This window comes from Pacificibacter marinus (genome assembly GCF_018860665.1).
Taxonomy (GTDB): domain Bacteria; phylum Pseudomonadota; class Alphaproteobacteria; order Rhodobacterales; family Rhodobacteraceae; genus Celeribacter; species Celeribacter marinus_A.
This window is the reverse complement of sequence record NZ_JAHKPK010000017.1, coordinates 62586-85818: the sequence shown is the minus strand read 5'-3', so window position 1 is coordinate 85818 and position 23233 is coordinate 62586. Positions and strand designations below refer to the sequence as shown.

Below are 23233 nucleotides of genomic sequence, written 5' to 3'. Positions count from 1 at the left end.
ATAGAGTGAGCGCAAAGGAGACATCTATGTCCAGCACACGCACGCCCTTATTTACTCCCGTTCTTTTGGCGGGCTGTGTTGTCATTCTGATCAGTTTTTCGATCCGCGCTTCTTTTGGCGTTTTTCAAATCCCGATTGCCGCCGAATTCAACTGGCCGCGCGCTGAATTTTCGCTGGCCATTGCGATTCAGAACCTGTTTTGGGGCATTGGTCAGCCAATTTTTGGCGCGCTAGCCGAACGCATCGGTGACCGCAAAGCGATCATACTGGGCGCAATTGCCTATGCGGCAGGTTTGGTATTGTCGTCTTTCGCGATCACACCTGAAGCGCATCAACTGTTTGAAACGCTGATTGGCTTTGGCATAGCAGGCACGGGGTTTGGCGTGATCTTGGCGGTTGTGGGGCGTGCATCCTCAGCCGAGAACCGATCTATGTCATTGGCGATTGCCACGGCTGCGGGGTCGGCGGGCCAAGTTTTTGGCGCGCCGCTTGCGGATTGGTTGTTGAGTTTTATGGGCTGGCAAGACGTATTTCTTTTGTTTGCTGTGGCTATTTTGGCCTCGCTCTTGGTGCTGCCGTTTATGCGTTCACCGCAAATGGCCACCAAAACCGAGCTTGACGACAGCCTGGGTCAAATTTTGAAGAAAGCCTTCAAAGACCCAAGCTATACGTTGATCTTTTTGGGCTTCTTTTCGTGCGGCTATCAATTGGCCTTTGTCACAGCGCATTTTCCTGCGCTCGTGACCGAAATGTGTGGCGCGGTTGATCCCACGGGATTGCTCGCCAGTATTGGCATCGGGTCGACATCGACCCTTGGTGCAGTTTCAATTTCGGTCATTGGCGCTGCGAATATTGCGGGCACTTTGTTTGCAGGCTACTTGGGCAATCGATTGCCCAAAAAGTACCTGCTGACCGGCATCTACACATTGCGTGCGATTGCGTCGATCTTGTTCATCGCCTTGCCGATCACGCCTGCGTCTGTGTTGATTTTTTCACTGGCTATGGGCGCTTTGTGGTTGGCCACCGTGCCGCTGACATCAGGGTTGGTCGCGCATATTTATGGGCTGCGTTACATGGGAACCCTGTACGGAATCGTGTTTTTCTCGCATCAACTGGGCGCGTTTTTGGGCGTGTGGTTGGGCGGACGCCTGTATGACATCTACGGCGATTACACGGCCGTGTGGTGGGTTGGCATCGGCGTCGGCATATTTTCTGCAGTGATCCATTTGCCGATCAAAGAAGTGCCATTGGGCCAACGCCTCGCCCAAGCCGTACGTTAAAGACCGGCCTCTTCCATCGTCAGTAAACCTTCATCCACCAAGCGCTTAGCCCAGCCTTGCGGGCCAGTAAACAGATGTGTCTGCCACCCTCGACTGGCGGCCATGTCGATATTTTCTTGGCGGTCATCGGCAAAAAGCAAACGATCTGGCTGAGCCTGTTCACCCGCCTCTAGCATTTCGTAAATCAAACTATGTGGTTTGACGCAGCCCATGCGGCCAGACACATAGGTTTTGTCAAACTCGGTCAGGAACGGATATTTGGTTTCAGCGAACTCAAAGCTTTCGATCCCGAAATTTGTCAGTGCGATCACACGAATGCCTTTGGCGCGCAGGGCACGCAACAAAGCCACCGAGTGCGGAATTGCGGGCGCTGCCATTTTGATCCAGTCGAAATACCACATCAAGATTTCGGTTTTGAACGCGGGGTAGTCATCTGCCGCTTTTTCAATGGTCGCACGAAATGGCGCGCCACGATCAACCTCGTCATTGATGGCATGCAGATCAACGGCAGCAAACATTTCTTTGCGGCGCGCCTCCCCAATCACGCTATCGTAATGGCGCTCTGGCTGCCATTCGATCAGCACGTTGCCAATGTCAAAAACAACAGTTTCAACGGTCATACGATATCCCTTTTTGCCGCCTGCACGGCACGTTCCAATGAATCTAAAAATCTTGAGCGATCCGCTTTGGCAAACGGTTTTCCGCCGCCTTGACGAAACGGATCCGCAGCACGCAGATCGGCCATCAAATCACGCGTCGCCAGCACATTGCCAATATTGGCCTTGGTCAGCGGCTCACCATTGTGCTTGATCACGCGCGCGCCGGATTCGACGACTTTCGCGGCCAGAGGAATGTCACCGGTGACAACGACATCACCAACGCCCGCACGATCCGCGATCCACATGTCGGCCACATCAGGTCCGTCAGGTACAAAAATCATTTCGGCATAAGGGTTTTGCGAGGGCCGCAAGCCACCATTACAAACCAAAAGGCATTGAATTTTATGGCGTGTCGCCACCTTTTCTGCCTCGTCTTTGACAGGGCAGGCATCAGCGTCGATGTAGATTTTAGGCGTCTTAGGCTCAGAGCTATCAGGCGTATCAGTCACAGAGGTCTCCTTTGGGTCAACCTTACCCGCCCCCAATCAAAGCACCAGCGGCAAAGACCAAGCCACCGCCCAAAACGACTTGGAAAACGGCGCGCATGAATGGGGTTTCCATGTATTTGTTTTGAATCCATGCAATCGCCCAAAGTTCAACAAACACAACGAAGAACGCGGTGACGGTCGCCGTCCAAAAGTCTGGAATAAGATAAGGTAGAGTATGTCCTAACCCGCCAATAGTCGTCATAACGCCAGCGGCGATGCCACGTTTGATCGGCGAACCACGCCCAGAGAGCTGACCATCATCGGAGGCGGCTTCGGTAAAGCCCATTGAGATGCCCGCCCCCACAGAAGCCGCCAAACCAACAAGAAAAGTGGTGTGGGTGCTTTGCGTGGCAAAAGCCGTGGCAAAAATTGGCGCGAGAGTCGAAACAGATCCATCCATCAAGCCAGCAAGGCCTGGTTGCACCCATGTTAAAATAAACTTGCGATGCGCGTCACTGTCTTCGCTTGAGCGCTTGTCGCCGCCCAGATGCGTGGCCTCAAGTTCTGCCGCTTTTTCGTCATGACCAGCCTCTGCAGCTGCCAAATGTCCTAGCAGATCACGTGTGGCCGCATCTTGGGTCATCGTCGCAGCTTTGCGGTAAAAGGCTTCGGCTGCTTGCTCCATGCCGCGGGCCTCAGATCTGATGCGATCCAAGGACAGGTTTTCAATCAACCAAACAGGTTTACGGGCATAATAGCCGGACACATGTTCGCGGCGGATCATAGGAATGACATCGCCGAACCGTTTTTGGTGCAACTCGATCAGCGCGGATCGGTGACCATCTTCTTCAACAGCCATTTCATCAAAAATTGCAGCGCTGTTTGGAAACTCTTCGCGCAGATTATGCGCATAAGTCCTGTAAATGCGTGCGTCGTCTTCCTCTGACGAAATCGCAAGCGCAAGGATGTCCTGCTCTGACAGATCGGAAAACCGTTTTCGGTATGCAAACCCTGGGATCATCTCATCGGACCTTTTTGAAACATTTTAAACAAGTGTATGTCTCGAACGATAGTGATCACTTTAAACCTTAAGGTCCAGTGCGCTGATTGTCTCTGGGATGATATAAACAATGACTACCGCCCGCCCGTTACCATAATCGATTTGGACGGGCGGACGGAGAATTGTCATAGTTGAAACTATAAGAGCCGCTTACATGCGATACTCTGAGTGACAATCTTTGCACGAACCACCGACAGCACCCAATGCTGCACCCACAGATGCAGCATCCGTGATTGTGATCGCCGCAGCAGCTGCGTTGAGGCTATTCGACTTGGCCACGAAATCATCCCAGTTGGTCCAAATTTCTGGCTTGGCTTCGCTTTCTGGATCGGTTTCTTGGGCTTCAAACAGCGCTGGCAACGCCTCGGACTGTGCTTCCAATGTGTCAACTGCGGCCTGCGCTACGGCCACGTCAAACTCGGTCGCCCCTTTGGCCATATCGCCGAGCGTTTTCATTGAACCGCCAATAGCTTTCATGGCCGCCATACGATCTGCAACCGCTTGGTTTTCAACTTCAGCATGTGCGACAGCGCCAATAGAAAGACTGATTAGAACGGCAGATGCCGTGAGAATTTTTTTCATTGTAGATCTCCTGTGAACTCTTTGACTTAGGCTGTTGGATCATTCAGGGCGAATGACGTCCAATCACATACTGTGAACCCTACTAGAATTAATTTGAAACAAAACTCACAAATCTGCCAGATGCCAAACTCGGTGAGCTTAGGCATGATGTCGCCTGTCCAATGGTGTCGTCATATGTGGTTTTTAATACCGCATCACACATTAGGGATGCAGAAAAATGAAAAGCCGAAGCAGGATTGCCTGCCTCGACTTCACAATAACTTAGAGCGAGATCCCCGAGATCGCGAACTGGGTGGGGGCTGTTAAACCGCGACCCCGGGGTAAGCGTTCTCGCTCTGTGTTTAGTTTTGCCTTTAAATGCAGGCTAAAAGAGGAAGTGAACAAGGAAAGGCACGGTTTTTTTTGTGGCAATACTAGGGCAGCCATTTTTGTAAAAACGACCAAGCTCCAGGCAATCTCTTGATTTGTTGTCTTTTTGCGCCCAATCTTGAACAATGACGACACCAACGCCCTTTCCGAACACCAAGAACGCATACGATAAGGTTGCCTTCGACCGGCATGAGCTCGGTGCGATTCTGGGCCTGTACGGGCAAATGGTTGCCGCTGGCGAATGGCGCGATTACGGTATGTCCTTTTTAAAAGACGTCGCAGTGTTTTCCGTTTTTCGGCGCACAGCGGAACATCCGATGTATCGGATCGAAAAGCGCCCCAAGCTGCGCGGCCGCCAAGGCATGTATTCTGTCATCGGTATGGACGGGCAGATTTTAAAACGGGGACACGAGCTGCGCAATGTGCTGCGCGTGTTTGATCGCAAACTGATCCGCTCAGTCGATTGATCGCTACAGGCGACGATGCGCCGTCACGGCCCCATTTCCCTGCGCTTGAATCCGCGCGATCGCTTTTAAAATCGGCTCGTAGGCCACAGCCATATAATGCTCGCTGGCATGGATTAGCGTTTCACCGTCAACGCAAAGCGCGACATGGCCTTTCCAAAACAACAAATCACCGCGCTCATATGCGCCAGTGGCGGCCTGCCCCAAGTCCATTTGTTGATCGCTATCGCCCGGACAGCCCAAACCGCAAGCCGTGAATCCCGCTTGTACCAAACCGGAACAATCGACGCCAAAGCTGGAATTCCCCCCCCAAAGATAGGGGGTTCCGAAAAAGAGCTGCGCCACGGTCACAGGGTCAGAAAAGGGTCGATCAATAAGACGCACATGGGCTTTGGGCACAAAGCGCCCCGTGTCGGTTTCAACAAATTTGTGACGCTCATCCACAACGCAAATACGGGAGCCAAAGGACAGGCTTTCGCGTGCCTCAGATTTAAAATCGGCTTCAGGATATAAATGCGTAGCACGCGCGGAAATCCTGTGGGTTGGCGCAAAAGGAAACCCAAGGTCCCCTTCGGCAATATAGCCCATATATCCATCGCGTGCTGCACGCCCAAAGGTCCAACTGTTGTGACGTTCCAACACATCAAACTGTTCGCCCAACACCAATTGGCGCGTGCGCGCACCTTGCGGGACATCGCGCAAATCTGCCACTGGCTTGGTGACGGATGTCGCCTCAGCCACAACTTCGGTCTGGCCCTGCAATGCAAATCCCTTCAGGGCCACACGGTCATTGGCAGGGGTTAAACGGCGATCAGTCATGGTTCAAAAGATCAGGCAAAGCAGCCAATAGCGCACGCGCGCCCATGCCGACGCCGCCTTTCGGGCGCCCCGGCAGGGACGATGGACACCATCCGTAGACATCAAAATGCATATAGCGCGGCGTATTGGTCACAAACCGACGCAAAAACAATGCGGCTGTGATACATCCTGCCATGCCGCCAGCAGGTGCATTGTCGAGATCAGCAATGCCTGGTTCGATCATCTTCTCATAGGGTTCCCAGTACGGCAATTGCCACACGGGGTCGCTTGCGGCCTCGGCCCCTTTGGCCACAAAGGCCGCGTCTTGCGCTTGTGTGGCGAAGAAGGGCGACAGATCGGGCCCCACAGCCACACGCGCGGCCCCCGTCAGGGTGGCCATCGAGATAATCAAGTCGGTGTCTTCTTCATCCGCCAAGGCCAAAGCATCGGCCAGAACAAGACGTCCTTCGGCATCTGTGTTGTTGATTTCAACGGTCAAACCCTTGCGGGATGTCAAAATATCCTGCGGGCGAAACGCATTACCAGACACGGAATTTTCAACAGCGGGGATCAACACGCGCAACTGAATGGGCACATTAAGCGCCATAATCATATGCGCCAAACCCAACACAGTAGCAGCGCCCCCCATGTCCTTTTTCATCAAACCCATAGATGACCCAGGCTTAAGGTTTAGCCCGCCAGTATCAAAGCACACACCTTTTCCAACCAATGTAAGTTTAGGACCTTTGTTGCCCCAGCGCATATCGATCAAACGTGGCCCACGCGAAGAGGCGCGCCCAACAGCGTGAATCATTGGAAAGTTCTCATCTAAAAGCGCTTCGCTTTGAATGGTTGAAAACTGCGCGTCAAAGTTTTTTGCCAGCGCGTTCGCAGCCTCTTCAAGTTCCGCTGGTCCCATATCAGACGCAGGCGTGTTGATCAGATCACGCGTTAAAAACTCGCCTTGTGCAATCGCTTCCAACCGTGCGGCATCGATACCCTCATGGGCGATCAACTGTGCACGAGGGGGCGATTTTTTAATATAACGATCAAAGACATACCCCGCCAAAAGCCAGCCTAAAACCTGTTCATCAAGCTGTGCCCCCGTGAGCGTTGTCATCAACTGATACGTGGCCTCGGGCAGTTTACTGCGGATATCGGCAAGGCCAAAACGTGTTCGTTTGAGATCGGCCTCAGACCCAAGTCCGGCAACAACCGCCGCGACACCATCTGCAGACGGTATCACGCACACAGACCCTGCGGCCCCTGTGAATCCATTCGCCCTCAGCCATGAGGCCTCTTGGTCAGGTCGCGTTGAAATAAATCTATCAGTCTCACTGCTCAAAACGAGGTGCAGCGGGATTGAGGCGGATGAGGCTTCAGCAAAAAAAAGTGGCATTGGGCAAGCTCTTGTGAGTGTTTCAACTCAGCCTAACCTATCCAACGCCACCTGCAAGCCGGATCGCCAATGGACGATCCAAAACCCTCGTATCTCGCCCCGCCTAAACGGAAACGCCTTGTAAATCCCAAACAGCCAGAAGGGAGTTTTCCCCAATGCGCATCAACCGATCGACAGTGGCCGCCAGAGCAGTTCCGTCATCCATTGTCGCCAGCGTGTTCACATCTGCGGCGACATTGGCAAAGGTTTCCATTCCGATTTGTTCGGAAATAGCGATCATTGATCGCGCGGCTTTTTTCATGTCTTCTAATTGTCCCTTTTTGTAACAACTGTCGACTTTGGCCAAACGCACGGCGAGTTCTTCCATCGCGCGCGAAACGACACCGTCAGCCCCTGAATCACCGAGTTGCGCGTAAAGCTGATCTAGCCGTTCTTTGTCCACATGGACGATCCCTTTTGGTCGCAGTTTTTTCACCACCATTATAACACCCCAATGTTATGCACGCCCCCACGCGCCATATCCCTACATTGACGCAAAGGCCTCAAGAAAAGGTTTAGTCCAAGTGGTTTTTCCCTCGAATGCCACTCAAAATTTCTCTACATTTGAACGAATACAAACGCCCACTTTCAAGAGGACGCGCACAAATGAAATATGTCAAACACCTACCAACCTATATGGTTCAGCGTTACGTTGGCTGGAAAGCCACGACATATACCGAGAATAAAGCTTGGTATCGTCGTCTGGCGGATGAGGGACAACGTCCTCGTGCGATGATTATTTCGTGCTGCGATTCGCGCGTTCACGTGACATCTATATTCGGTGCAGACCAAGGCGAATTTTTCATTCACCGCAACATCGCCAATCTGGTGCCGCCGTTTACGCAAGATGGCGATCACCACGGTACATCGGCTGCAGTCGAATATGCGGTGAGCGTACTCAAAGTGGCGCATGTGGTTGTTTTGGGCCACTCAAATTGTGGTGGCATCAAAGGCTGTCATGATATGTGCGCGGGCCTTGCCCCAGAGCTTGAAGAAAAATCATCCTTTATCGGACGCTGGATGGACATCATGCGCCCTGGCTATGATCGTGTTTCATCTTTACCCGAAGCTGACCGGGCGAGCGCCCTTGAAAAAGAAGCCGTGCTTGTGTCGCTTGAAAATTTGATGAGCTTTCCATTTGTGCAAAGCGCCGTTGAAGACGGTAGCCTTACATTGCACGGGCTTTGGAACGACATTGGCGACGGGTCGCTGCATCAATATGACACCGGTTCGAAATCGTTCATCCCAATCTAAGTGCCTTACGCCGCAACACATTCTGCGTCAGCGATCGCAAACTCTTTAGTCAGAACAAAGACGTCTTGAGGTGCTTGGTCCGTTTGACCGTTCGCAATCATGTCTGAGCGCGGCGCTTCGATCATTGCTGAAGTCTGAACTGACTGAGAGCGCAGACGCATTGATCGTGACACATGTGTCACTGCGCGGCGACCTGTATTAACCTCGCCAATTCGTGTGGCGGTATCATCCTCAGGAAAGAACATCTCGGTCCCTTTGCTGCTGAGGTTCAAAGCGATAATGCGGTTTGTGCGGGCCTTGGCGATAAAATCAATCATTTGGCGTCCTTCAATTGTTTATTTTAGGCCAAAGGCCCTGAATGCGTCGAAACGTTACGCAGCGACTGCGAAACGCACGCCGAGGTCTGGGCGAAAATCACCATCGTCACGGTGACCGCCAAGAACGATCACATTCGCGTTGCGCGCTTCTGAAGTCAGATTGTGATTGGCATGGCGCGAGGTCGTTTTGGCCACGTGAGCGTCCCACGTAAGAGCAATCGCGCCGCCGAATTCATATGCGGTATCGATGGCCTGACGGGTGCGTGTGTTTGTGTCGATCATGTTTCCATCCTCTGTGTTCCGAGCCCCCGGAACCCTTAAAGACATGTGACCACAAACATCAAAATACGCGTATTAAACCTTCAATCGAATTTGAAACAACTACGGTTTCTTAGCATCCTTAGGTTCGGAACATGACAATTAATAAAGCAAAAACAAATACATAAGTTCTTCATCTGCGATAGTTAAAATTCGACGCACCCCCGAAGTCATAGTTAACATTGATTCAGAGCCGTGCCGAATGGGTGGCAGCACTGTGGCAAATCTGTGGCTCACCTGAAATCAGGCCTATACAACGCGAATCGGCGACACTTCAAAACAGAGCGCCGCCGAATAATGCCGCATCATACGGTATGGTTCTGTGTGACCTAGTGCAGAGTTTTTCCCTCTGGCCAACGCAAGTTTTCATCGACTGTGATGCTTTTGATTTCACCTGCCGGCAGATCAAAACGCCAGCTCAACACACCACGACGATCATCCACACCTTGTTGCGTAGGCATAGGCGAGGCGCTCCAATCAATAACAAGATCGTCTTGTTCAGATACAGACACACGGTCCAGAACCTCGATTGGCCAAGCGCGGGTGGTCAGGTTTTCGACATCAAGACGCACACTGCTGCTGGTTTCATTGGATTTAGAGATAAAACCACGGTCACCTTCGTTGCGATCTAAAACAACGCGTGCGATTTTTACACCATCGATGCGCCCAAAAGGCATTTCAAATTCGGCACCATCGACAACGGTCTGTAGATTATGCGTCCCGATATAAACGCCATCGCGAAACAGTTTGGCAGGGCCTTGCAGCAGCGCTTCGCCGCTATCGTTGATCAGGTCACCAACCAAATAGCCCGCGTCATTATATAGCGGCACAGCACGCACTGTGAGATCAGGTGTGAGTGCGATTGCATCCATCGCCAACTCGGTATGGGCTGCATCCGACGACAGCAACGTCACAGGGCGTGGATAGGCATAGGTCTGACTGAGACCATAAGTTTGGACCATTGCAACATCTTCAGCAAAAACCGGTGCTGCACTCATCATAGGCTCAGACACCGCCATCTCTGCCTGCATGTCCATTTTTTGCACCGCACGCGGCTGCATTGGATCCATGATACGGCGAATATATTCACGTAACTCACTTGGTGCAACATCCTGAAATGGCATATCCGTCGACACATTCAGATCGACATCTATCCAAGGTTCGTCAGTGTTTTGCAGCACGACCAAAGACCGTTCCAAATTCAACGTATTTTCGACGGTATCGAGGTCAGCCTTATAAGCCGGTGCCCAGCTGGCATCAGTAGTGAAATATGACAGCGAGATATCCACCTCACCCGCAGTCGCAAGCGTCAGATCAAACGTCACCCGCAAACGATCGCCTGTAAGGGGGGCAAATTTTGTCAGTTCCGCTTCAGCTGCCTTTAGGTCCAGTTCGAAGTCCTGAACTGCCTCAGATGCCGCTTGAGCGCGCACCTTTGCATCTTGAGCGGCCAAACGCGCCTCAAGCGATTGCGCCTGAACCATCCGAGAAAATTCCGCGACATCTGCGGCAGTTGCGCTTTCAGGAGCTTTAAGCCCATTGATAAACAGCAACGCATCGCCGGCGGCTGTCACTTCTAACTCAATGGCCTCAACGTCTTGCTTAGCTATCGTCAGCTTGTCTTTGATCTCAAGGTAAGCCGTATACTCAGGCAGGCCACTGAGGCGCGCCAAAATATCTCGTTCTTCCAAGGTCTCTTTTGCAACTGAAACCTGACCGAGCACACCGGCGCTTACACGTGTTTGTAAGCTATCGGCCTCAAGCGTTCCGAAATCGACCGGAATATCGAGAAGAGTGATTTGATGCTGTCCTGCGGGAAGCGTGACAGTCGCCGCGCGGGTCACATTCGCACCTTGCACATAGATCGTGGCCTCAGAAACCACGCTGCGTGCTTTAAACAGATCAGCTAATGCCACGCTGGGCACAAGTGCAGTTGCGGCAGTGAGGGCGAAAATCTTTGAAATGGATTTGGGGGTCATTTTTTCCTCCGATGGGTTGAAGGAACTCTTCTATGACAGTGCTTTAATCGCAAGCCATGAGATCAACTGACATTACAAAAGGGCGGTTCATTGCCGATGTTCAGGATGGCGCTTATACGATGTGTTTGTTCTCAAACTCGACACGCGCTGGGAATTTGTCTGGACGATCTCGCATGTCTTCGCTGACGATATAGGCCCCCACGTGGTCTTGGCCCTATGCCCAAAGCGTTCACACGCCATAACCTTAAACAAAGTGCAGGAAACAAAATCAAATCGGCACAAAAAAGGGCGCCAATAAGCGCCCTTTTGTTAAGAGTATAGTCATCACCTTAGGTGTGATTAGCCTTTTTTGAGCACGCGACGCCCAAGCAGCTCAGCGATTTGCACCGCATTCAAAGCAGCACCTTTGCGCAGGTTGTCAGAAACACACCATAGGTTCAGGCCATTTTCAACAGTCACATCTTGGCGAATACGCGAGATGAATGTGGCGTAATCACCAACACATTCGACGGGCGTGACATAGCCACCTGGTTCACGTTTATCGACCACCAAAATGCCTGGTGCTTCGCGCAAGATATCGCGCGCTTCGTCTTCGTCCAAGAACTCTTCGGTTTCGATGTTGATAGATTCAGAGTGGCCAACGAATACAGGCACGCGCACACAGGTCGCTGTGACTTTGATAGACGGGTCGATGATCTTTTTGGTCTCGACGATCATCTTCCATTCTTCTTTGGTGTCGCCGGAATCCATAAACACATCGATTTGCGGGATAACGTTAAAGGCGATCTGCTTTGGGTACACCTTTGCCGGCTTTTCTTGGCCAGGCACATACATGCCCTTGGTTTGATCCCACAGCTCGTCAATCGCGTCTTTGCCTGAGCCAGACACGGATTGATAAGTCGACACTACAACGCGTTTGATTTTTGCGCGATCATGCAGTGGCTTCAACGCCACAACCATCTGAGCGGTCGAACAGTTCGGATTCGCGATGATATTCTTATTGGAATACATTGTGATCGCGTCTGGGTTCACCTCCGGCACGATCAACGGAATATCCGGATCGTAGCGGTACAAAGATGAGTTATCGATCACAACACAGCCAGCAGCAGCCGATTTCGGCGCGTATTCTTTGGTCGCTTCAGATCCCACAGCAAACAAAGCCATGTCCCAACCGGTAAAGTCAAAGGTCGCAAGGTCCTTGGTCTTCAGGGTCTTGTCGCCGAAAGACACTTCCGTGCCCATAGATTTGCGGGACGCCAAAACAGCGATCTCATCTACAGGGAACTGGCGCTCAGCCAGAATGTTCAGCATTTCGCGACCCACATTGCCTGTGGCACCTACGACGACGACTTTATAACCCATTAGGGGTACTCCTTATGTCCAATGACAGCACTGGGAGATAGCAATTTGTGCGGAATTGTAAAGGCAGAATCCTTGATGCCCCTTATTCCATAGGGTGAAGTGTGATCCGTGGGTCTGTTTTCACAAGCTCACTGACATATTGCGCTTCTGCATCAAAATCGTGTTTCACCTCACGCGCGTCGCGACGCCCCGACAAAGATAGACTGGAAAAGAAATCAAAACCAAACAGTTCTATTGTTCCAGCGTCACTTTGGGAAACGAGATCAATCACCATTGCGCCCGTTGTCGGCCGGCCTCCAAGACGGTGCGCCAACGCTGCATTGCGAGCGGCGGGATACAAAAAGAACTGTTCACCAAGCGCAATCAACCTGCGAGGTAAGCGTTTTCGTTTTGGTGTCATCCAAAGCACCATTTCCGGCTCACGCTGTTCCAGTACAGATTGAGCAACTGGCGTCGACATCGCAATCATAGTCGTTTTGTGTCCATGACTTTCAAACGAGGGCATAGGCGCAGAATTCAATCTGATAACAATATCACAGGCGTCAATGCTTGCTCCGTAGCCTTTATCAGCGCCAACTCTGCCAAGCGCGCGTGCGTTCCCTATAATGGCAACCCGCCTGCCTTTTAGCTTCGCACTTAATCCATCGATGAGGCACGCATGCCTAGTCAGGTAGGCTTCGTCATTCCTGAGCTTTGCAAACAACAACCTCATTTTTGTTCCTCATTGTCCAAATTCAGTTTCCCGCCTGCCAAGTCTGCCAATCCATCGAACAATGCATCAGATTCTCGGCTCGCTCGCTCTAAAAAGGCATCTATCGCTTGCGTTTCTTGGTCTGAAAATGGCCGAACGATATCCGCACGTGTCAAAGAGGTGAGTTGATCAGGCCGCACAAGCCGATCAGTGCCAAGACCCACATCTTGCAGCAAGCGTTCAATTTTTGAAGCGTTAGACGATAGAGCGAGAAAAGGAGTGCGCGTTATCATCGACAGGCAGACCGCATGGAACCTTCCAGTGATATGACCTTCACATGCTGCCAATTGCGCCAAATACGCCTCGGTATCGGACGACATGGTAAATCGCGGTTGATTAAATTGCAGCACACCGTTGTAAACACAGTACAATAGGTGCCGCACAACAGGCATATGCCAAACTCGCGACCTGAGGGTCTTTGTCGGAATGAACTGATCCAGTTTCAGTCGCCGCGTCAATCGTACCAAGTCACGCCGACGATTCCATTTCACACTATCCCCGACGATAATCCCTGAACGTTGGCCGCCAACTGGCCGCGCACCTTGCGCCATCGACAAATCAGGCAACCACATCAAATCAGGTTTAGAAACGGCATGCGAAATATCTGTTTCCATTGCAGCCAGTGAAACACTATCGCGTGCAGCACAAATCCTAAATTTAGACAGCCACCGACCCCATTCATCCGGATTGGCTTCGTAAAGGGCATTCACCAGCGCAACGGGCGTCTCGCTCAGCTCAGGGCGGTCTACGATTTTCAAGAGTGCCGCCCCAGCATCTTTGCCATGATGCAGCGTGCCTTCACCGTTCACGACAACCAAATGCGCGTCCTTCAGTGTAGCGATAAAACTAGGATCATTCTGCCAATCATGACGCGCATATGACGTCGCTAAAATCGTACATCCTCGCGTCTCCAATCCATCACGCAAATTACGCATCACCAACGCACAGCCATGATGATACCGCGAGGATGTGTCATTCATTAGAACAACGTTGATCGGAGCAGTTTGCGAATTGGTCATGTATTGGACTTACTTATAGTGTCAGAGCTGAACAAATAGATTACTGTCCCCACGACCAACGCGAGGGAAAAGAATGCGAACACAGATGTGTATCCCAGATAAGGCGTCGCGTCATCTGTGAGGGTTGCTCGAAAGAGGCGGGCGGTTACGATTTGAGACACACCAACACCTCCGATGGAAAATAAATTTATCAACGACACTCCACGCCCCGTAAGATGCGCAGGAACAAGTGTCCGTCCGTGGTTCATAATCTGACCGTAAGCTGAACAAAAAAAGCCAACACCAACCAGCAAAGCCGAAATCTGCCAAACGCTTTGTGATCCTGCGCCGACCCAAAGTACGACAAGACAAACCAACGCAGCCAAAGTTCCAATCACTACGATACGTTTTCGACTGCGGATGATCCGGTCCAACGGGCCAAATGCAAGTGCGCCAGCAATCATCGACAAAGCCATGAAAAATGTCACACGACCAATACCGTCGGACGTCAGGCCATACACATCGGACAAGTAGCCTCCCGCCCAGCTGCCGCGTAACCCCGCAGCTGGGGCATAGGCCACTGCTGCCATCGCCAAGACTGGATACAACGACCAGATTTTTAAAAGATCGCGCAACCCTGTGCCACCTTCTGTTTTGGAATGATCTACTGCGGGGGGGTCTTGTACGAATCTGCTCAGCGCCAATGCAACGAAAACCGTTATTCCAGCCAAGACCAAACACGCCCCCCGCCATCCGATGAGCGCCATCGCCCATGACAACGGCACGGAGGCTGCAAGATTGCCAAGCGACCCCAGTCCAACAACAAGTCCCGCCAAGGTCCCGAAACGATCGGCGGGTGCGCTACGGGCAAAAATATAAAGGGATAGCATAAGCACTGGCGAACACCCGATTCCAATCAACGCCATCGCGATGTAAATGCCCCAAGGTCCTTGAGCCATGGCAAAAACCAATGCGCCGCCACCGCCACCAATTGCCAACAAAATTGATGCGAATTTACGCGGCGATCGATGATCCAACAGCCAACCTACAGGGATCTGCATGGCTGCAAAAATGAGAAACCAAATCCCCAATGCTGTTGACACTTGATCGGCTTGCAAACCAATTTCGGTTTTCAAAACGGGCGCGAAAACGGCAAGACATGCACGATAGAATTGACTGAGGCTATACGCAACGATAAGCCAGATCAGACCTTTGATCATTTGGAAATCCTTTATTCTTCTCGTTCGATTGCCCGAAACACAGCCAGCTGTCCACAGAGAATCTGTTACGTTATCTGTGTTGAATTCTTCATATAGGGTCTTTCAGTTACGGGGAGTTTTTTGCGTTTCGCATCAACTTAAGCAAATACTGGCCCCAAATCGCCAAAATTGTGCTATCTGTGCCACTACCCCCCCCCCACACGACATAGCCAACAGAAGTTTGGGGTTTATATGTGTAAAAGAATATGCCACATCTTTGTGGAGCTTGACCGAGTGGTCGAGTGAATACCTCTTGATGGAGATTTGGTTATGAAAAAAGTTATCCTTGCGGCAACTATCGTTGCAGCTTCTGCGTCCGCTTCTTTGGCTGGCGCTTACTCCGATCCAGTTATCGAAGTAGCACCTGTTGTTGTTGAAGAGTCTTCTTCTTCTTCCATGGGTTCTCTCGGCGGCAACGCTGCATTGCTCTTGCTCGGTGCAGCAGCAGTCGCAGTTGCTTTGAACTCTAAGTAAGTTCAGGCACGCGCCTAATAAGTTTTAAAACGGCGACCTTTTTAGGTTGCCGTTTTTTATTGTCTTGATTCCTGCCGCTTCCAACAACAAAGGGCCCACATATGGCAGGCCCTTATGAATTCTGTCATTTGTCTTGATGAAATTCTGGTCTAAAAGCGGAGGCGCCGAAAGACGATTGTGCCAACATCAGGACCTGCCCACTGGACAGATTGAACCATACGTCCAGACGTGTCTACCCAATAGGTATTTGTGAATTCAGTGCCGCCCTCGGACTGACAAGATTCCGTCATCACGCGCGTCGTCGCAGATATTTCACCCGATGAAACGTGATCCGTACCGCCTACGACAACATTACAATTGACGACGAACCGTCCGGTCTGGTCCGAACCATTCAAAAATCGATAGGTCTTTTGCACTTGTCCTGATCTATGCCCAGATACGAGTCGCTCAGCGCCGCCCTGTTCAACGGACATGACATCACCGCCAAAGCCGCGTGTCGCCGTCAACAAACCCGTCTTCAGTGTGATCGACTTTTGATCAGGAGAAATCCACGTCACATTCCGGCCATTCACCCCCTGAACGGTCGACACAGCAAATCCGCCACTTTTTTCCATCAAGATGAATTGTAACGGCGCATCAGGAACAGCCCGCAAAGCGTAGTCGATCATCTCAACGGGATCCGCAGGCGCGGCAGGTACGGCTTTTCCACCCAACAGACGCGACTTGGCAAGAACAGCCAACTCCTTAACTGTATCCGCGCCACGGCGCGCCTGAACGTCATTGCCGCAAGCAGCAAGAGACAGGCAAACAACACAAGCTGACATCAGTTTTGCAGCGTATTGATTAAATATGCTCATCTCCAAAACTTCCCCCAACGTGACTCGATTTCTGCGCCTTGCATCCCACGCACGCGGTCATACAGTCGACCGTCGACATTCAGCTTGGCACCACCATCACGGGTCAAAGATTGGATAACGAAATCATTTGTTTCTGTCGTTGGCGTTCCAGCAAACCACGCCGATGGCACAGTGATACGAATGCCTTTATCAAAAGACCCTTCACCAAAATCTTCGAATGGTACATCCGTAAGAGTCGCATAAGCCCCAACACGCCAGCCATTGTTAAACTCTCGATCGACAGACACCGTTGCCCCCCAATCGCCAGCAAGATACCGGCCCACATCAAGTTGCCCATGAAACCCACCTTCAAAGGCGTAGTAAGCCGACACATGCCCTGTCACGATATCATAATCGCGAAAGCCAAAGGTCTCTTCAAAATCACGCTGAACGGCGTAGTTAAGCTCTGCCCCCAAAGCGAAGGGACTGCTCGGTTTCTTCCAAAGCACCTCGGCTGAGACACCGCCGTACATAGATTCAAGATAGCCAACCGTCAAACGACCAAACACGTTTTGGGCAGGCCGACTGTACCAATTCGCCGTCAGTTTTTCGAGCTGTACACGGTTATCATATTCGCGCGAACTCGTTCTCACATGCGGTATATTGGAATCATCATAATCATCTTCTTCTTCCGAGATGTCACCTGAAACACGCAAGGTCGCTGCCGCGTCAAGTGTGAGACCAGGGGCCATTTCATAGTTGATTTGCCCTCGAACACCATAGTCCAAACGTATTGGGCTGTGCGGATCGAAAACCGAAACAGCCACATAAGGTGCTACTGACCAAAGCGTATTTGGAAAGGCGCCTTCATGTGCGACCAAATTATCACCCTGCAAGCTGAGTGGATCGGTAAATGTCGCGGCATCCAGCATGCTGCGCGCAGGGGAGAATTCGTAGGCTTCCAATTTGGAACGCGGTAGCACCGTTGAATGAATAGGAACGCCATCAAGCGTTTCGGTCAAAACGAATGTCTCAACAGATGGCGGGAAAGCCCGCGTCATGATTCGTGCCAAACGCCCTAAAGCTTGTGAATGAGCGCCATAGCGTTCATTGCGGAACTGCACTTCTGTCCGTGTTGTCGTCAAAGACATAGCTTCAAGCGCCAGGCCTTCATCCGCCATGGCCTTTGCCAAAGCAGACCGAATGCCACTAGCATCGCCAACTTCAGCGACCCACTCACCGGACCAACCAATAGGGTCAGCCGAGCGACTTGGTCGAGGACGGATGGGAAGTGGCGCAGTTTCGATCCCGCCCGCCACCTTCGGGTTTTTCGGGTTGAGCCCCGTTGAAAATTGCAACCCAACAGCATCGCCATGTAAAAAGAATGCTGTGACGGATGTGTTTTGACCGAGTTTGTAATCAAGAGCGACATTGATCGGGGATTTGTGGGTGAACACGTCTTGTTCGACCTCTTTGGTATAGGCGTCCGACGAGTACTCAGCCAATAATGTCATTTTTTCGTTCAACTGATAGCTCAGACCGCCGAAGACAGCTGCCTCACCCTGAAACCATTGACCAAAGTTAAGTGTCCCGCCAGTTTCGATGAATGACGTATCGCGTTCGCCAAACGAAAATCCAAGCGGGCTGTAACTGCCCAGTCGGCCCCAGCCCAAGCCACCAGTCACCCGCAGCTTATCGCCAATCGATTTGGTCGCGACGACATACTCGCCACTCAGTAATCCTGTTCCCATGAAATCTTGTAGGCCAACAGAGACAGCGGGACGGTATGCGCCCTCGTTCATCAACAAGTAGCTTAGATCAAATGAGCGATCCCAATAGGTGTCGAATGACTCGCTATAGTCCTCAATGCCAGAATACCGAAAGCTGCCAGATAGGCGTGGCGTGATCTGAAAGGTCAATGTCGTGCGGCTGATCTTTCCGAATTTCGAATAGCTAAGAGCAAGCTGCCCGTCCGGCGCAACTTCTGCGGTCGGCATTTCAACGATTCCTTGACGCCCCATCACATTCAGGCGCGTCGTTGACAGGTCTTGAGCCGAACTTGTGGATACAAAACACATGGCCGCAAAACCAAGGCCAAACACATTTTTTTTAAGCTTCAAAGACACTGTTCCACCCGTTTCTTAAGTTGCAGACATCATATCAAAGTTTCATCAAACACCCACTCGAATGTATCCCACAGGACCAAGCGGCACCATCTAACCATGAATCAATTTGCGGGCGTGTCTTTTAAGCAGCAATAGACCCACTGCTCAGGCTGTCAGAAAAACCTTAAACACAAATCATAAGAAAATGCACTGCCTCATAGATTGCGAAAGACCCGACGCGCCTTATGCCCACGATAGTTTTCGGACTAGATCTCATCCACTTGATATTGCTGTGCTGGGGCCCCCTGCGGTTCGTGATATCCGTCAACGCGTTCGCGCACGACTTTACGCAAATGTGCCGCATTGGCGGTTTTGATCGCGACGTTGAGTTCACGCAACATGCTAGCGACCTCTGACGGTCCAAGCATGGCCTCTTCTGCACGCAGAATTTTTGGGTTGGGTGTCCCGCATAAATTGTCGTGATCTAGTAAAAGTTCTTCATAAAGCTTCTCACCGGGGCGCAACCCAGTCACGATAATTTCGATATCGCCTTCTGCTGAGCCGGGCGTTTTAACTGTGCGTCCAGAGAGTTCGATCATTCGATGCGCGATATCCATGATTTTTTGTGGTTTGCCCATATCAAGAACGAAGACATCACCGCCTTCAGCATAGGCCCCCGCCAATAAAACCAATCGCGCCGCTTCGGAAATCGTCATAAAGAACCGCGAGACTTCTTGGTGAGTGACAGTCACGGGACCGCCAGCCTCGATCTGTGTTTGAAAGAGGGGCAACACCGATCCAGACGACCCCAAGACATTGCCAAAACGCACCATGGAAAACTTTACCTGTGGTTCGCGTGTTTGCAAATCCTGCACGACCAACTCAGCCATACGTTTCGTTGCCCCCATAATATTGGTGGGCCTTACCGCTTTATCCGTAGAGACTAAAATAAAGCGTTCGATATTGGCCTCAGCCGCCGCTTCAGCAACAACCTTGGTGCCAATGACATTGTTCTTTGCCCCCTCTAATTCGTTTCCCTCAACGATTGGGACATGTTTATAAGCCGCCGCATGGAAAATAATTTCAACATTTTCTTGCGTCAAAACATGGCGCACTCTCATTCTTGCGTCAAAACATGGCGCACTCTCACGGGGTCGGTCACAGACCCCAAATATGTCGAGAGCTGAACCTTGTGTTGCGCAGCAAGGTCACGCAATTCGAAATCGATTTGATAAAGATTGAATTCACTTTGATCGAACAAAACGATCTTTGCTGGGCGACAGTTTAGAATTTGGCGGCATAATTCGGAACCGATTGACCCGCCAGCCCCCGTCACCATCACGACACGTCCAGCATATGTTTTAGCAATTTCAGGAGTTTCCAAATCGACGGCATCACGGCCCAAAATTTCGTCAGCGCCAACAGTTCGGAACAAGGCCTCATTGCCGCGCCCAGCCAGCATATCAACGAAAGGGGGTAGAGCCCTCACTTTGACACCAATCCGCTCTAATTGTTCAATGATTACAGCGCGTCGTTCTTTTGCACTTTCGGGCAGCGCAATCAAAACCATCTCAATCTTGTGATACGCCAAACTGGCTTTCATCCGCTTTGCATCTAGTACGGGAATGCCGCCGATAGCCATACCTTGCAAGTGTAGATTATCATCGAAAAAGATCACCGGCCGCATGACGTGAGACTGGCGCAAAGCCGATGCCAATTGAATGCCTGCGCCGCCCGCTCCAAAAATAGCGACAGACTGGCGGTTTGAATTTCGATCACGCATATAAGATAAAATCGCAATCATCGCAGCGCGCGCGCCAACGCTTCCAGAAAAGAATGCAGTCCCAAAAATGAGCGTTTTGGCGACCAATCCGGTCACCCCTTGCAAGGCCGCACATGTTGCAAAAAGCAGACTCAAACACCCTGCTGCAATCGCGATTTTGGATACATCTTTGGAATTGAACATCACAAGTTTGATGCAGTGAAGCTTTAAGCGCATCACGATCGCGGCGCCTATGAGCGTCATTTCAAGGATGAATACGTATGCAAATAAAGGCGTCAACAACTTGGCGAGATCACCTTGCAAAGTAAACGCCAGAAACACAGAAGCTATGATCAAAAACGTATCTGAAAGCACCAAGATGCCGCGCACTACATGTCTTGGTAACGTCGTCAGACCCTGTATTAACATAAACTCTCACACATTCTTAATTTTGCAAACAATCGCTTGTGCAAATATCTAATGATTTTGCCGTAGAACCAGATAAAACACAAGTTTTTGCTCAACATATAAACAATTGGGCGTTTTTTAAACACAACCTTTTGGAGTGCTCTAAATAGCACTGATCTCGTTAAAACTTTCGTAATTTCGGCCAAATGGTTTCAATCATAATACGCAGATCAAAGCACCTAGATTGGTGGGCTTGATAAATCAAATCCAAGCGTGCCTTGCGGGGAACACAGGCCCGCGCATAGATCTCGTCCGTCTGCTTCGCCGTTGTACAACGCGCCAACAGCATTTCTTCGTGGGCATGATATCGCACGGACGCCAGCCCCGTTATACCAGGGCGCGTGATCAGCACCTGCGCATAGATTTGGGGAAATCGCTCGACATATTCACGCAAAGGCGGACGCGGTCCCACAAATGAAATATCCCCGCGCAATACATTCCAAAGTTGAGGCAACTCGTCCAAACGCGCCCTGCGCAAAAAGCGGCCAAACGGCGTGACGCGATTGATTTTGTCGCCCCCTGAGACGCCGCTATCGTGCGCGACGACCTTCATCGTGCGAAACTTGATCAGCCTAAATCCATGGGTTGGAGTCTTCATCCGTTCCGAAAGATAAAAAACTGGGCGACCCTCTTTTATCAAAATTACAAGAGCCAACCCGATAATCACCCCTCCCAGAAGAATCGACAAAATCAGTGCCAAGACCACATCAAATAACCTTTTCCCTATCGTCATAGAACCTCCAAGGCGCGGCGCCACTGTGCAACAAGAACATTTGCTGCACCGTCTGAGACCTTGATATCAGACAAAGTTGCCAAGCGCGCGCAATCCAACACAATGTCTTGCAAAGGCGACGCGGGAACAGGACGCGGTTTCCAATCGACGCCTGCAGCATCCAACAACGCCTTCATAGAAACACTCACAGGTGCCGCGACATTGATCACCTGCGGCAAAGGCTGTGACTGCAACGCCAGACACCTAAGGACATCCGCTAGGCTTTCAGGTCCAATATATGATCTGCGCGGCCCGTCTCCGTCTGGAAATATATCAAGCAACCTTGGCGCGTCACCTGACTGCCACCCTTCAGTGGGCCCAAGCAAGGCATCCGCGCCCGCGACATTGCCGATACGCAGCAAGCAAACTTCGATACCATAGTCCGCCGCGCGCGAGAGACACAGAGCTTCCATATCTCGCTTGGCCATCCCGTATGCATTTACCGGATGTAAGGCACTGCTCTCATCAAAAGGCACCCCCTCCCCCCCGCCATAAACGGCAGATGACGAGGCGATGAGAATGCGAGGAATTTCGGCAGCGACGGAAGCCTTCAAGGCTTGGTCCACAAGCGAGACATTGATCGCCATTTGATCGGCGTCTGCCTTATCACCAGTACGCGAGGCCCCCAAAAAAACAAAAAGCCCATCCAAGCCACCAACAGATTTTGCATGATCTAAAAATGGCTCTAATGTGGCCAAATCGGACCAGACAAGCGCATTCGGAATGGTGGGCTGTGCGGATCTAAACTGCCAATCAACGCGCAAATCAGAGGCGGTGATGTCTGGCCATATCGACCGCAAAAGATGACCTATGCGCCCAGAAGCCCCTAAAAACACAAAACGCTTGGGGCAATCGTTGGCCCGTGACAAATTGTCAGACACCTGTTTGAACCTCAATTTCAGCGGATACAAAACTTGATGTGCCGCATTATGAATATCAAACAGACTTAGTCCCAAAGTCAGTGCAAAGCCAGCCTCTTTGGCGCATCTGGGGCCAGCTCAAGCGCGCCCCTGATGCCCTCAACCCAGAAATTTTACCATGCGTTATATTGCAGGTACTTACCTGACATCTCGATTTTAACGCGATCGCCTTTTGGGTTTGCTTCGCGTTTCACCGACATTTCAAAATCAATTGCGGACATAATGCCATCGCCGAACTCTTCGTGGATGAGCGCTTTAAGCGTCGGACCATAAACGCCAACAATTTCATAAAAGCGGTAGATACACGGATCTGTCGGAACCGCCTGCTCCCAGACTTTAGTCGGACTTTCGACCAAAACGGATATAGCGTCCTGAGTGAGACCTAAAAACTTGACCAGCTCTGCGGCTTTATCCGCAGGAAATGCGTTCATGCCCATGCAAGCGGAATGTGTAAACACTGGGCTCATACCAATTGCATTTGCGATGCTTTCCCAGGTGAGACCCGCTGTCTTTTTGGCTTCAATAATTTGAACGGTCACGTCTTCTTTCAAAAGCATAGGATGCTCCTTTCATAATGGAC

The 23233-nt window shown here is 51.2% G+C and carries 25 protein-coding genes; 4 read left to right on the top strand and 21 right to left on the bottom strand.

Annotated features, from left to right (window positions below; translation table 11 throughout):
- The first annotated feature begins 26 nt into the window (after nucleotides 1-26).
- Nucleotides 27-1280, top strand: coding sequence for an MFS transporter (locus tag KO497_RS03980; RefSeq protein WP_215942671.1), 1254 nt, complete (start codon nucleotides 27-29; stop codon nucleotides 1278-1280).
- Here the strand turns inward: KO497_RS03980 and KO497_RS03975 are convergent.
- From KO497_RS03975 to KO497_RS03960, 4 genes are all read right to left on the bottom strand, one after another.
- Nucleotides 1277-1900, bottom strand: coding sequence for an HAD family hydrolase (locus KO497_RS03975; RefSeq protein WP_215942670.1), 624 nt, complete (start codon nucleotides 1898-1900; stop codon nucleotides 1277-1279). The genes KO497_RS03980 and KO497_RS03975 overlap by 4 nt on opposite strands.
- Nucleotides 1897-2388, bottom strand: coding sequence for a YaiI/YqxD family protein (locus tag KO497_RS03970; RefSeq protein WP_354668085.1), 492 nt, complete (start codon nucleotides 2386-2388; stop codon nucleotides 1897-1899). Before KO497_RS03970 ends, KO497_RS03975 begins: the two co-directional genes overlap by 4 nt.
- A gap of 22 nt (nucleotides 2389-2410) precedes the next feature.
- A complete protein-coding gene (gene mbfA, locus KO497_RS03965; RefSeq protein WP_215942669.1) occupies nucleotides 2411-3388 on the bottom strand; it encodes an iron exporter MbfA in 978 nt (325 codons plus the stop codon).
- Between the two features lie 189 nt (nucleotides 3389-3577).
- Nucleotides 3578-4009, bottom strand: coding sequence for a c-type cytochrome (locus KO497_RS03960; RefSeq protein WP_215942668.1), 432 nt, complete (start codon nucleotides 4007-4009; stop codon nucleotides 3578-3580).
- A gap of 494 nt (nucleotides 4010-4503) precedes the next feature.
- Between KO497_RS03960 and KO497_RS03955 the strand changes: the two genes are divergently transcribed.
- Nucleotides 4504-4845 (top strand): DUF2794 domain-containing protein, encoded by a 342-nt coding sequence (locus KO497_RS03955; protein WP_215942667.1) that lies wholly within the window; start codon nucleotides 4504-4506, stop codon nucleotides 4843-4845.
- A gap of 3 nt (nucleotides 4846-4848) precedes the next feature.
- Here the strand turns inward: KO497_RS03955 and KO497_RS03950 are convergent, their stop codons facing one another.
- The 3 genes from KO497_RS03950 to KO497_RS03940 form a co-directional block, all read right to left on the bottom strand.
- Nucleotides 4849-5661 (bottom strand): NlpC/P60 family protein, encoded by an 813-nt coding sequence (locus tag KO497_RS03950; protein WP_215942666.1) that lies wholly within the window; start codon nucleotides 5659-5661, stop codon nucleotides 4849-4851.
- Nucleotides 5654-7039, bottom strand: a complete 1386-nt coding sequence (locus tag KO497_RS03945) for a leucyl aminopeptidase family protein (protein ID WP_215942665.1) — start codon at nucleotides 7037-7039, stop codon at nucleotides 5654-5656. Before KO497_RS03945 ends, KO497_RS03950 begins: the two co-directional genes overlap by 8 nt.
- A gap of 103 nt (nucleotides 7040-7142) precedes the next feature.
- Entirely contained in the window at nucleotides 7143-7520 is a 378-nt protein-coding gene (locus KO497_RS03940; protein ID WP_215942664.1) for a hypothetical protein, read from the bottom strand.
- Nucleotides 7521-7684: 164 nt separating this feature from the next.
- Between KO497_RS03940 and KO497_RS03935 the strand changes: the two genes are divergently transcribed.
- Nucleotides 7685-8332 carry a carbonic anhydrase gene (locus KO497_RS03935; RefSeq protein WP_215942663.1) on the top strand — a complete coding sequence of 216 codons (648 nt, stop codon included), beginning with the start codon at nucleotides 7685-7687 and terminating at the stop codon, nucleotides 8330-8332.
- A 5-nt stretch (nucleotides 8333-8337) separates the two neighbouring features.
- On the opposite strand, the gene KO497_RS03930 is transcribed toward KO497_RS03935, so the two are convergent.
- From KO497_RS03930 to KO497_RS03900, 7 genes are all read right to left on the bottom strand, one after another.
- Entirely contained in the window at nucleotides 8338-8649 is a 312-nt protein-coding gene (locus tag KO497_RS03930; protein ID WP_215942662.1) for a TFIIIC subunit 6 family protein, read from the bottom strand.
- 54 nt (nucleotides 8650-8703) lie between these two features.
- Entirely contained in the window at nucleotides 8704-8931 is a 228-nt protein-coding gene (locus KO497_RS03925; RefSeq protein ID WP_215942661.1) for a hypothetical protein, read from the bottom strand.
- A gap of 365 nt (nucleotides 8932-9296) precedes the next feature.
- Nucleotides 9297-10946: a DUF4139 domain-containing protein gene (locus KO497_RS03920; RefSeq protein WP_215942660.1), complete on the bottom strand. Its 1650-nt coding sequence runs from the start codon at nucleotides 10944-10946 to the stop codon at nucleotides 9297-9299.
- Between the two features lie 339 nt (nucleotides 10947-11285).
- Entirely contained in the window at nucleotides 11286-12308 is a 1023-nt protein-coding gene (locus tag KO497_RS03915; RefSeq protein WP_215942659.1) for an aspartate-semialdehyde dehydrogenase, read from the bottom strand.
- 82 nt (nucleotides 12309-12390) lie between these two features.
- Nucleotides 12391-13011: a glycosyltransferase family 29 protein gene (locus tag KO497_RS03910; protein ID WP_215942658.1), complete on the bottom strand. Its 621-nt coding sequence runs from the start codon at nucleotides 13009-13011 to the stop codon at nucleotides 12391-12393.
- A 5-nt stretch (nucleotides 13012-13016) separates the two neighbouring features.
- Nucleotides 13017-14078, bottom strand: a complete 1062-nt coding sequence (locus tag KO497_RS03905; RefSeq protein WP_215942657.1) for a polysaccharide pyruvyl transferase family protein — start codon at nucleotides 14076-14078, stop codon at nucleotides 13017-13019.
- A complete protein-coding gene (locus tag KO497_RS03900) occupies nucleotides 14075-15277 on the bottom strand; it encodes an MFS transporter (protein ID WP_215942656.1) in 1203 nt (400 codons plus the stop codon). Before KO497_RS03900 ends, KO497_RS03905 begins: the two co-directional genes overlap by 4 nt.
- Before the next feature lie 309 nt (nucleotides 15278-15586).
- Here KO497_RS03900 and KO497_RS03895 point away from each other — a divergent pair, with 309 nt between their 5' ends.
- On the top strand, nucleotides 15587-15790 hold the full coding sequence (locus KO497_RS03895) for a hypothetical protein (protein ID WP_215942655.1): 204 nt from the start codon (nucleotides 15587-15589) through the stop codon (nucleotides 15788-15790).
- A gap of 149 nt (nucleotides 15791-15939) precedes the next feature.
- On the opposite strand, the gene KO497_RS03890 is transcribed toward KO497_RS03895, so the two are convergent.
- The 7 genes from KO497_RS03890 to cynS form a co-directional block, all read right to left on the bottom strand.
- Complete coding sequence (locus KO497_RS03890; RefSeq protein WP_215942654.1) at nucleotides 15940-16647, bottom strand: YjbF family lipoprotein; 708 nt, start codon at nucleotides 16645-16647, stop codon at nucleotides 15940-15942.
- The gene (locus KO497_RS03885; protein ID WP_215942653.1) at nucleotides 16644-18746 is read right to left on the bottom strand and encodes a YjbH domain-containing protein; all 2103 of its coding nucleotides are present in this window, start codon (nucleotides 18744-18746) and stop codon (nucleotides 16644-16646) included. Before KO497_RS03885 ends, KO497_RS03890 begins: the two co-directional genes overlap by 4 nt.
- A 251-nt stretch (nucleotides 18747-18997) precedes the next feature.
- Nucleotides 18998-19852 (bottom strand): polysaccharide biosynthesis protein, encoded by an 855-nt coding sequence (locus KO497_RS03880; protein ID WP_215942652.1) that lies wholly within the window; start codon nucleotides 19850-19852, stop codon nucleotides 18998-19000.
- Entirely contained in the window at nucleotides 19849-20730 is an 882-nt protein-coding gene (locus KO497_RS03875; RefSeq protein WP_215942651.1) for a polysaccharide biosynthesis protein, read from the bottom strand. Before KO497_RS03875 ends, KO497_RS03880 begins: the two co-directional genes overlap by 4 nt.
- A gap of 352 nt (nucleotides 20731-21082) precedes the next feature.
- Nucleotides 21083-21694 carry a sugar transferase gene (locus KO497_RS03870; protein ID WP_215942650.1) on the bottom strand — a complete coding sequence of 204 codons (612 nt, stop codon included), beginning with the start codon at nucleotides 21692-21694 and terminating at the stop codon, nucleotides 21083-21085.
- On the bottom strand, nucleotides 21691-22614 hold the full coding sequence (locus KO497_RS03865) for an NAD-dependent epimerase/dehydratase family protein (RefSeq protein ID WP_215942649.1): 924 nt from the start codon (nucleotides 22612-22614) through the stop codon (nucleotides 21691-21693). The genes KO497_RS03870 and KO497_RS03865 overlap by 4 nt, the downstream gene beginning before the upstream one ends.
- A gap of 152 nt (nucleotides 22615-22766) precedes the next feature.
- Nucleotides 22767-23210 (bottom strand): cyanase, encoded by a 444-nt coding sequence (cynS, locus tag KO497_RS03860; RefSeq protein ID WP_215942648.1) that lies wholly within the window; start codon nucleotides 23208-23210, stop codon nucleotides 22767-22769.
- Between the last annotated feature and the right edge of the window lie 23 nt (nucleotides 23211-23233).

What these genes read in the sequence shown, in the direction of transcription:
- KO497_RS03930 (WP_215942662.1), bottom strand. Translation starts at nt 8,649, where the DNA reads ATGATTGATTTTATCGCCAAGGCCCGCACAAACCGCATTATCGCTTTG.
- KO497_RS03945 (WP_215942665.1), bottom strand. Translation starts at nt 7,039, where the DNA reads ATGCCACTTTTTTTTGCTGAAGCCTCATCCGCCTCAATCCCGCTGCAC.
- KO497_RS03870 (WP_215942650.1), bottom strand. Translation starts at nt 21,694, where the DNA reads ATGACGATAGGGAAAAGGTTATTTGATGTGGTCTTGGCACTGATTTTG.
- KO497_RS03955 (WP_215942667.1), top strand. Translation starts at nt 4,504, where the DNA reads ATGACGACACCAACGCCCTTTCCGAACACCAAGAACGCATACGATAAG.
- KO497_RS03890 (WP_215942654.1), bottom strand. Translation starts at nt 16,647, where the DNA reads ATGAGCATATTTAATCAATACGCTGCAAAACTGATGTCAGCTTGTGTT.
- KO497_RS03950 (WP_215942666.1), bottom strand. Translation starts at nt 5,661, where the DNA reads ATGACTGATCGCCGTTTAACCCCTGCCAATGACCGTGTGGCCCTGAAG.
- KO497_RS03915 (WP_215942659.1), bottom strand. Translation starts at nt 12,308, where the DNA reads ATGGGTTATAAAGTCGTCGTCGTAGGTGCCACAGGCAATGTGGGTCGC.
- KO497_RS03935 (WP_215942663.1), top strand. Translation starts at nt 7,685, where the DNA reads ATGAAATATGTCAAACACCTACCAACCTATATGGTTCAGCGTTACGTT.
- KO497_RS03880 (WP_215942652.1), bottom strand. Translation starts at nt 19,852, where the DNA reads ATGAGAGTGCGCCATGTTTTGACGCAAGAAAATGTTGAAATTATTTTC.
- mbfA (WP_215942669.1), bottom strand. Translation starts at nt 3,388, where the DNA reads ATGATCCCAGGGTTTGCATACCGAAAACGGTTTTCCGATCTGTCAGAG.
- KO497_RS03975 (WP_215942670.1), bottom strand. Translation starts at nt 1,900, where the DNA reads ATGACCGTTGAAACTGTTGTTTTTGACATTGGCAACGTGCTGATCGAA.
- KO497_RS03895 (WP_215942655.1), top strand. Translation starts at nt 15,587, where the DNA reads ATGAAAAAAGTTATCCTTGCGGCAACTATCGTTGCAGCTTCTGCGTCC.
- KO497_RS03875 (WP_215942651.1), bottom strand. Translation starts at nt 20,730, where the DNA reads ATGCGCTTAAAGCTTCACTGCATCAAACTTGTGATGTTCAATTCCAAA.
- KO497_RS03905 (WP_215942657.1), bottom strand. Translation starts at nt 14,078, where the DNA reads ATGACCAATTCGCAAACTGCTCCGATCAACGTTGTTCTAATGAATGAC.
- KO497_RS03920 (WP_215942660.1), bottom strand. Translation starts at nt 10,946, where the DNA reads ATGACCCCCAAATCCATTTCAAAGATTTTCGCCCTCACTGCCGCAACT.
- KO497_RS03980 (WP_215942671.1), top strand. Translation starts at nt 27, where the DNA reads ATGTCCAGCACACGCACGCCCTTATTTACTCCCGTTCTTTTGGCGGGC.
- KO497_RS03960 (WP_215942668.1), bottom strand. Translation starts at nt 4,009, where the DNA reads ATGAAAAAAATTCTCACGGCATCTGCCGTTCTAATCAGTCTTTCTATT.
- KO497_RS03925 (WP_215942661.1), bottom strand. Translation starts at nt 8,931, where the DNA reads ATGATCGACACAAACACACGCACCCGTCAGGCCATCGATACCGCATAT.
- cynS (WP_215942648.1), bottom strand. Translation starts at nt 23,210, where the DNA reads ATGCTTTTGAAAGAAGACGTGACCGTTCAAATTATTGAAGCCAAAAAG.
- KO497_RS03940 (WP_215942664.1), bottom strand. Translation starts at nt 7,520, where the DNA reads ATGGTGGTGAAAAAACTGCGACCAAAAGGGATCGTCCATGTGGACAAA.
- KO497_RS03900 (WP_215942656.1), bottom strand. Translation starts at nt 15,277, where the DNA reads ATGATCAAAGGTCTGATCTGGCTTATCGTTGCGTATAGCCTCAGTCAA.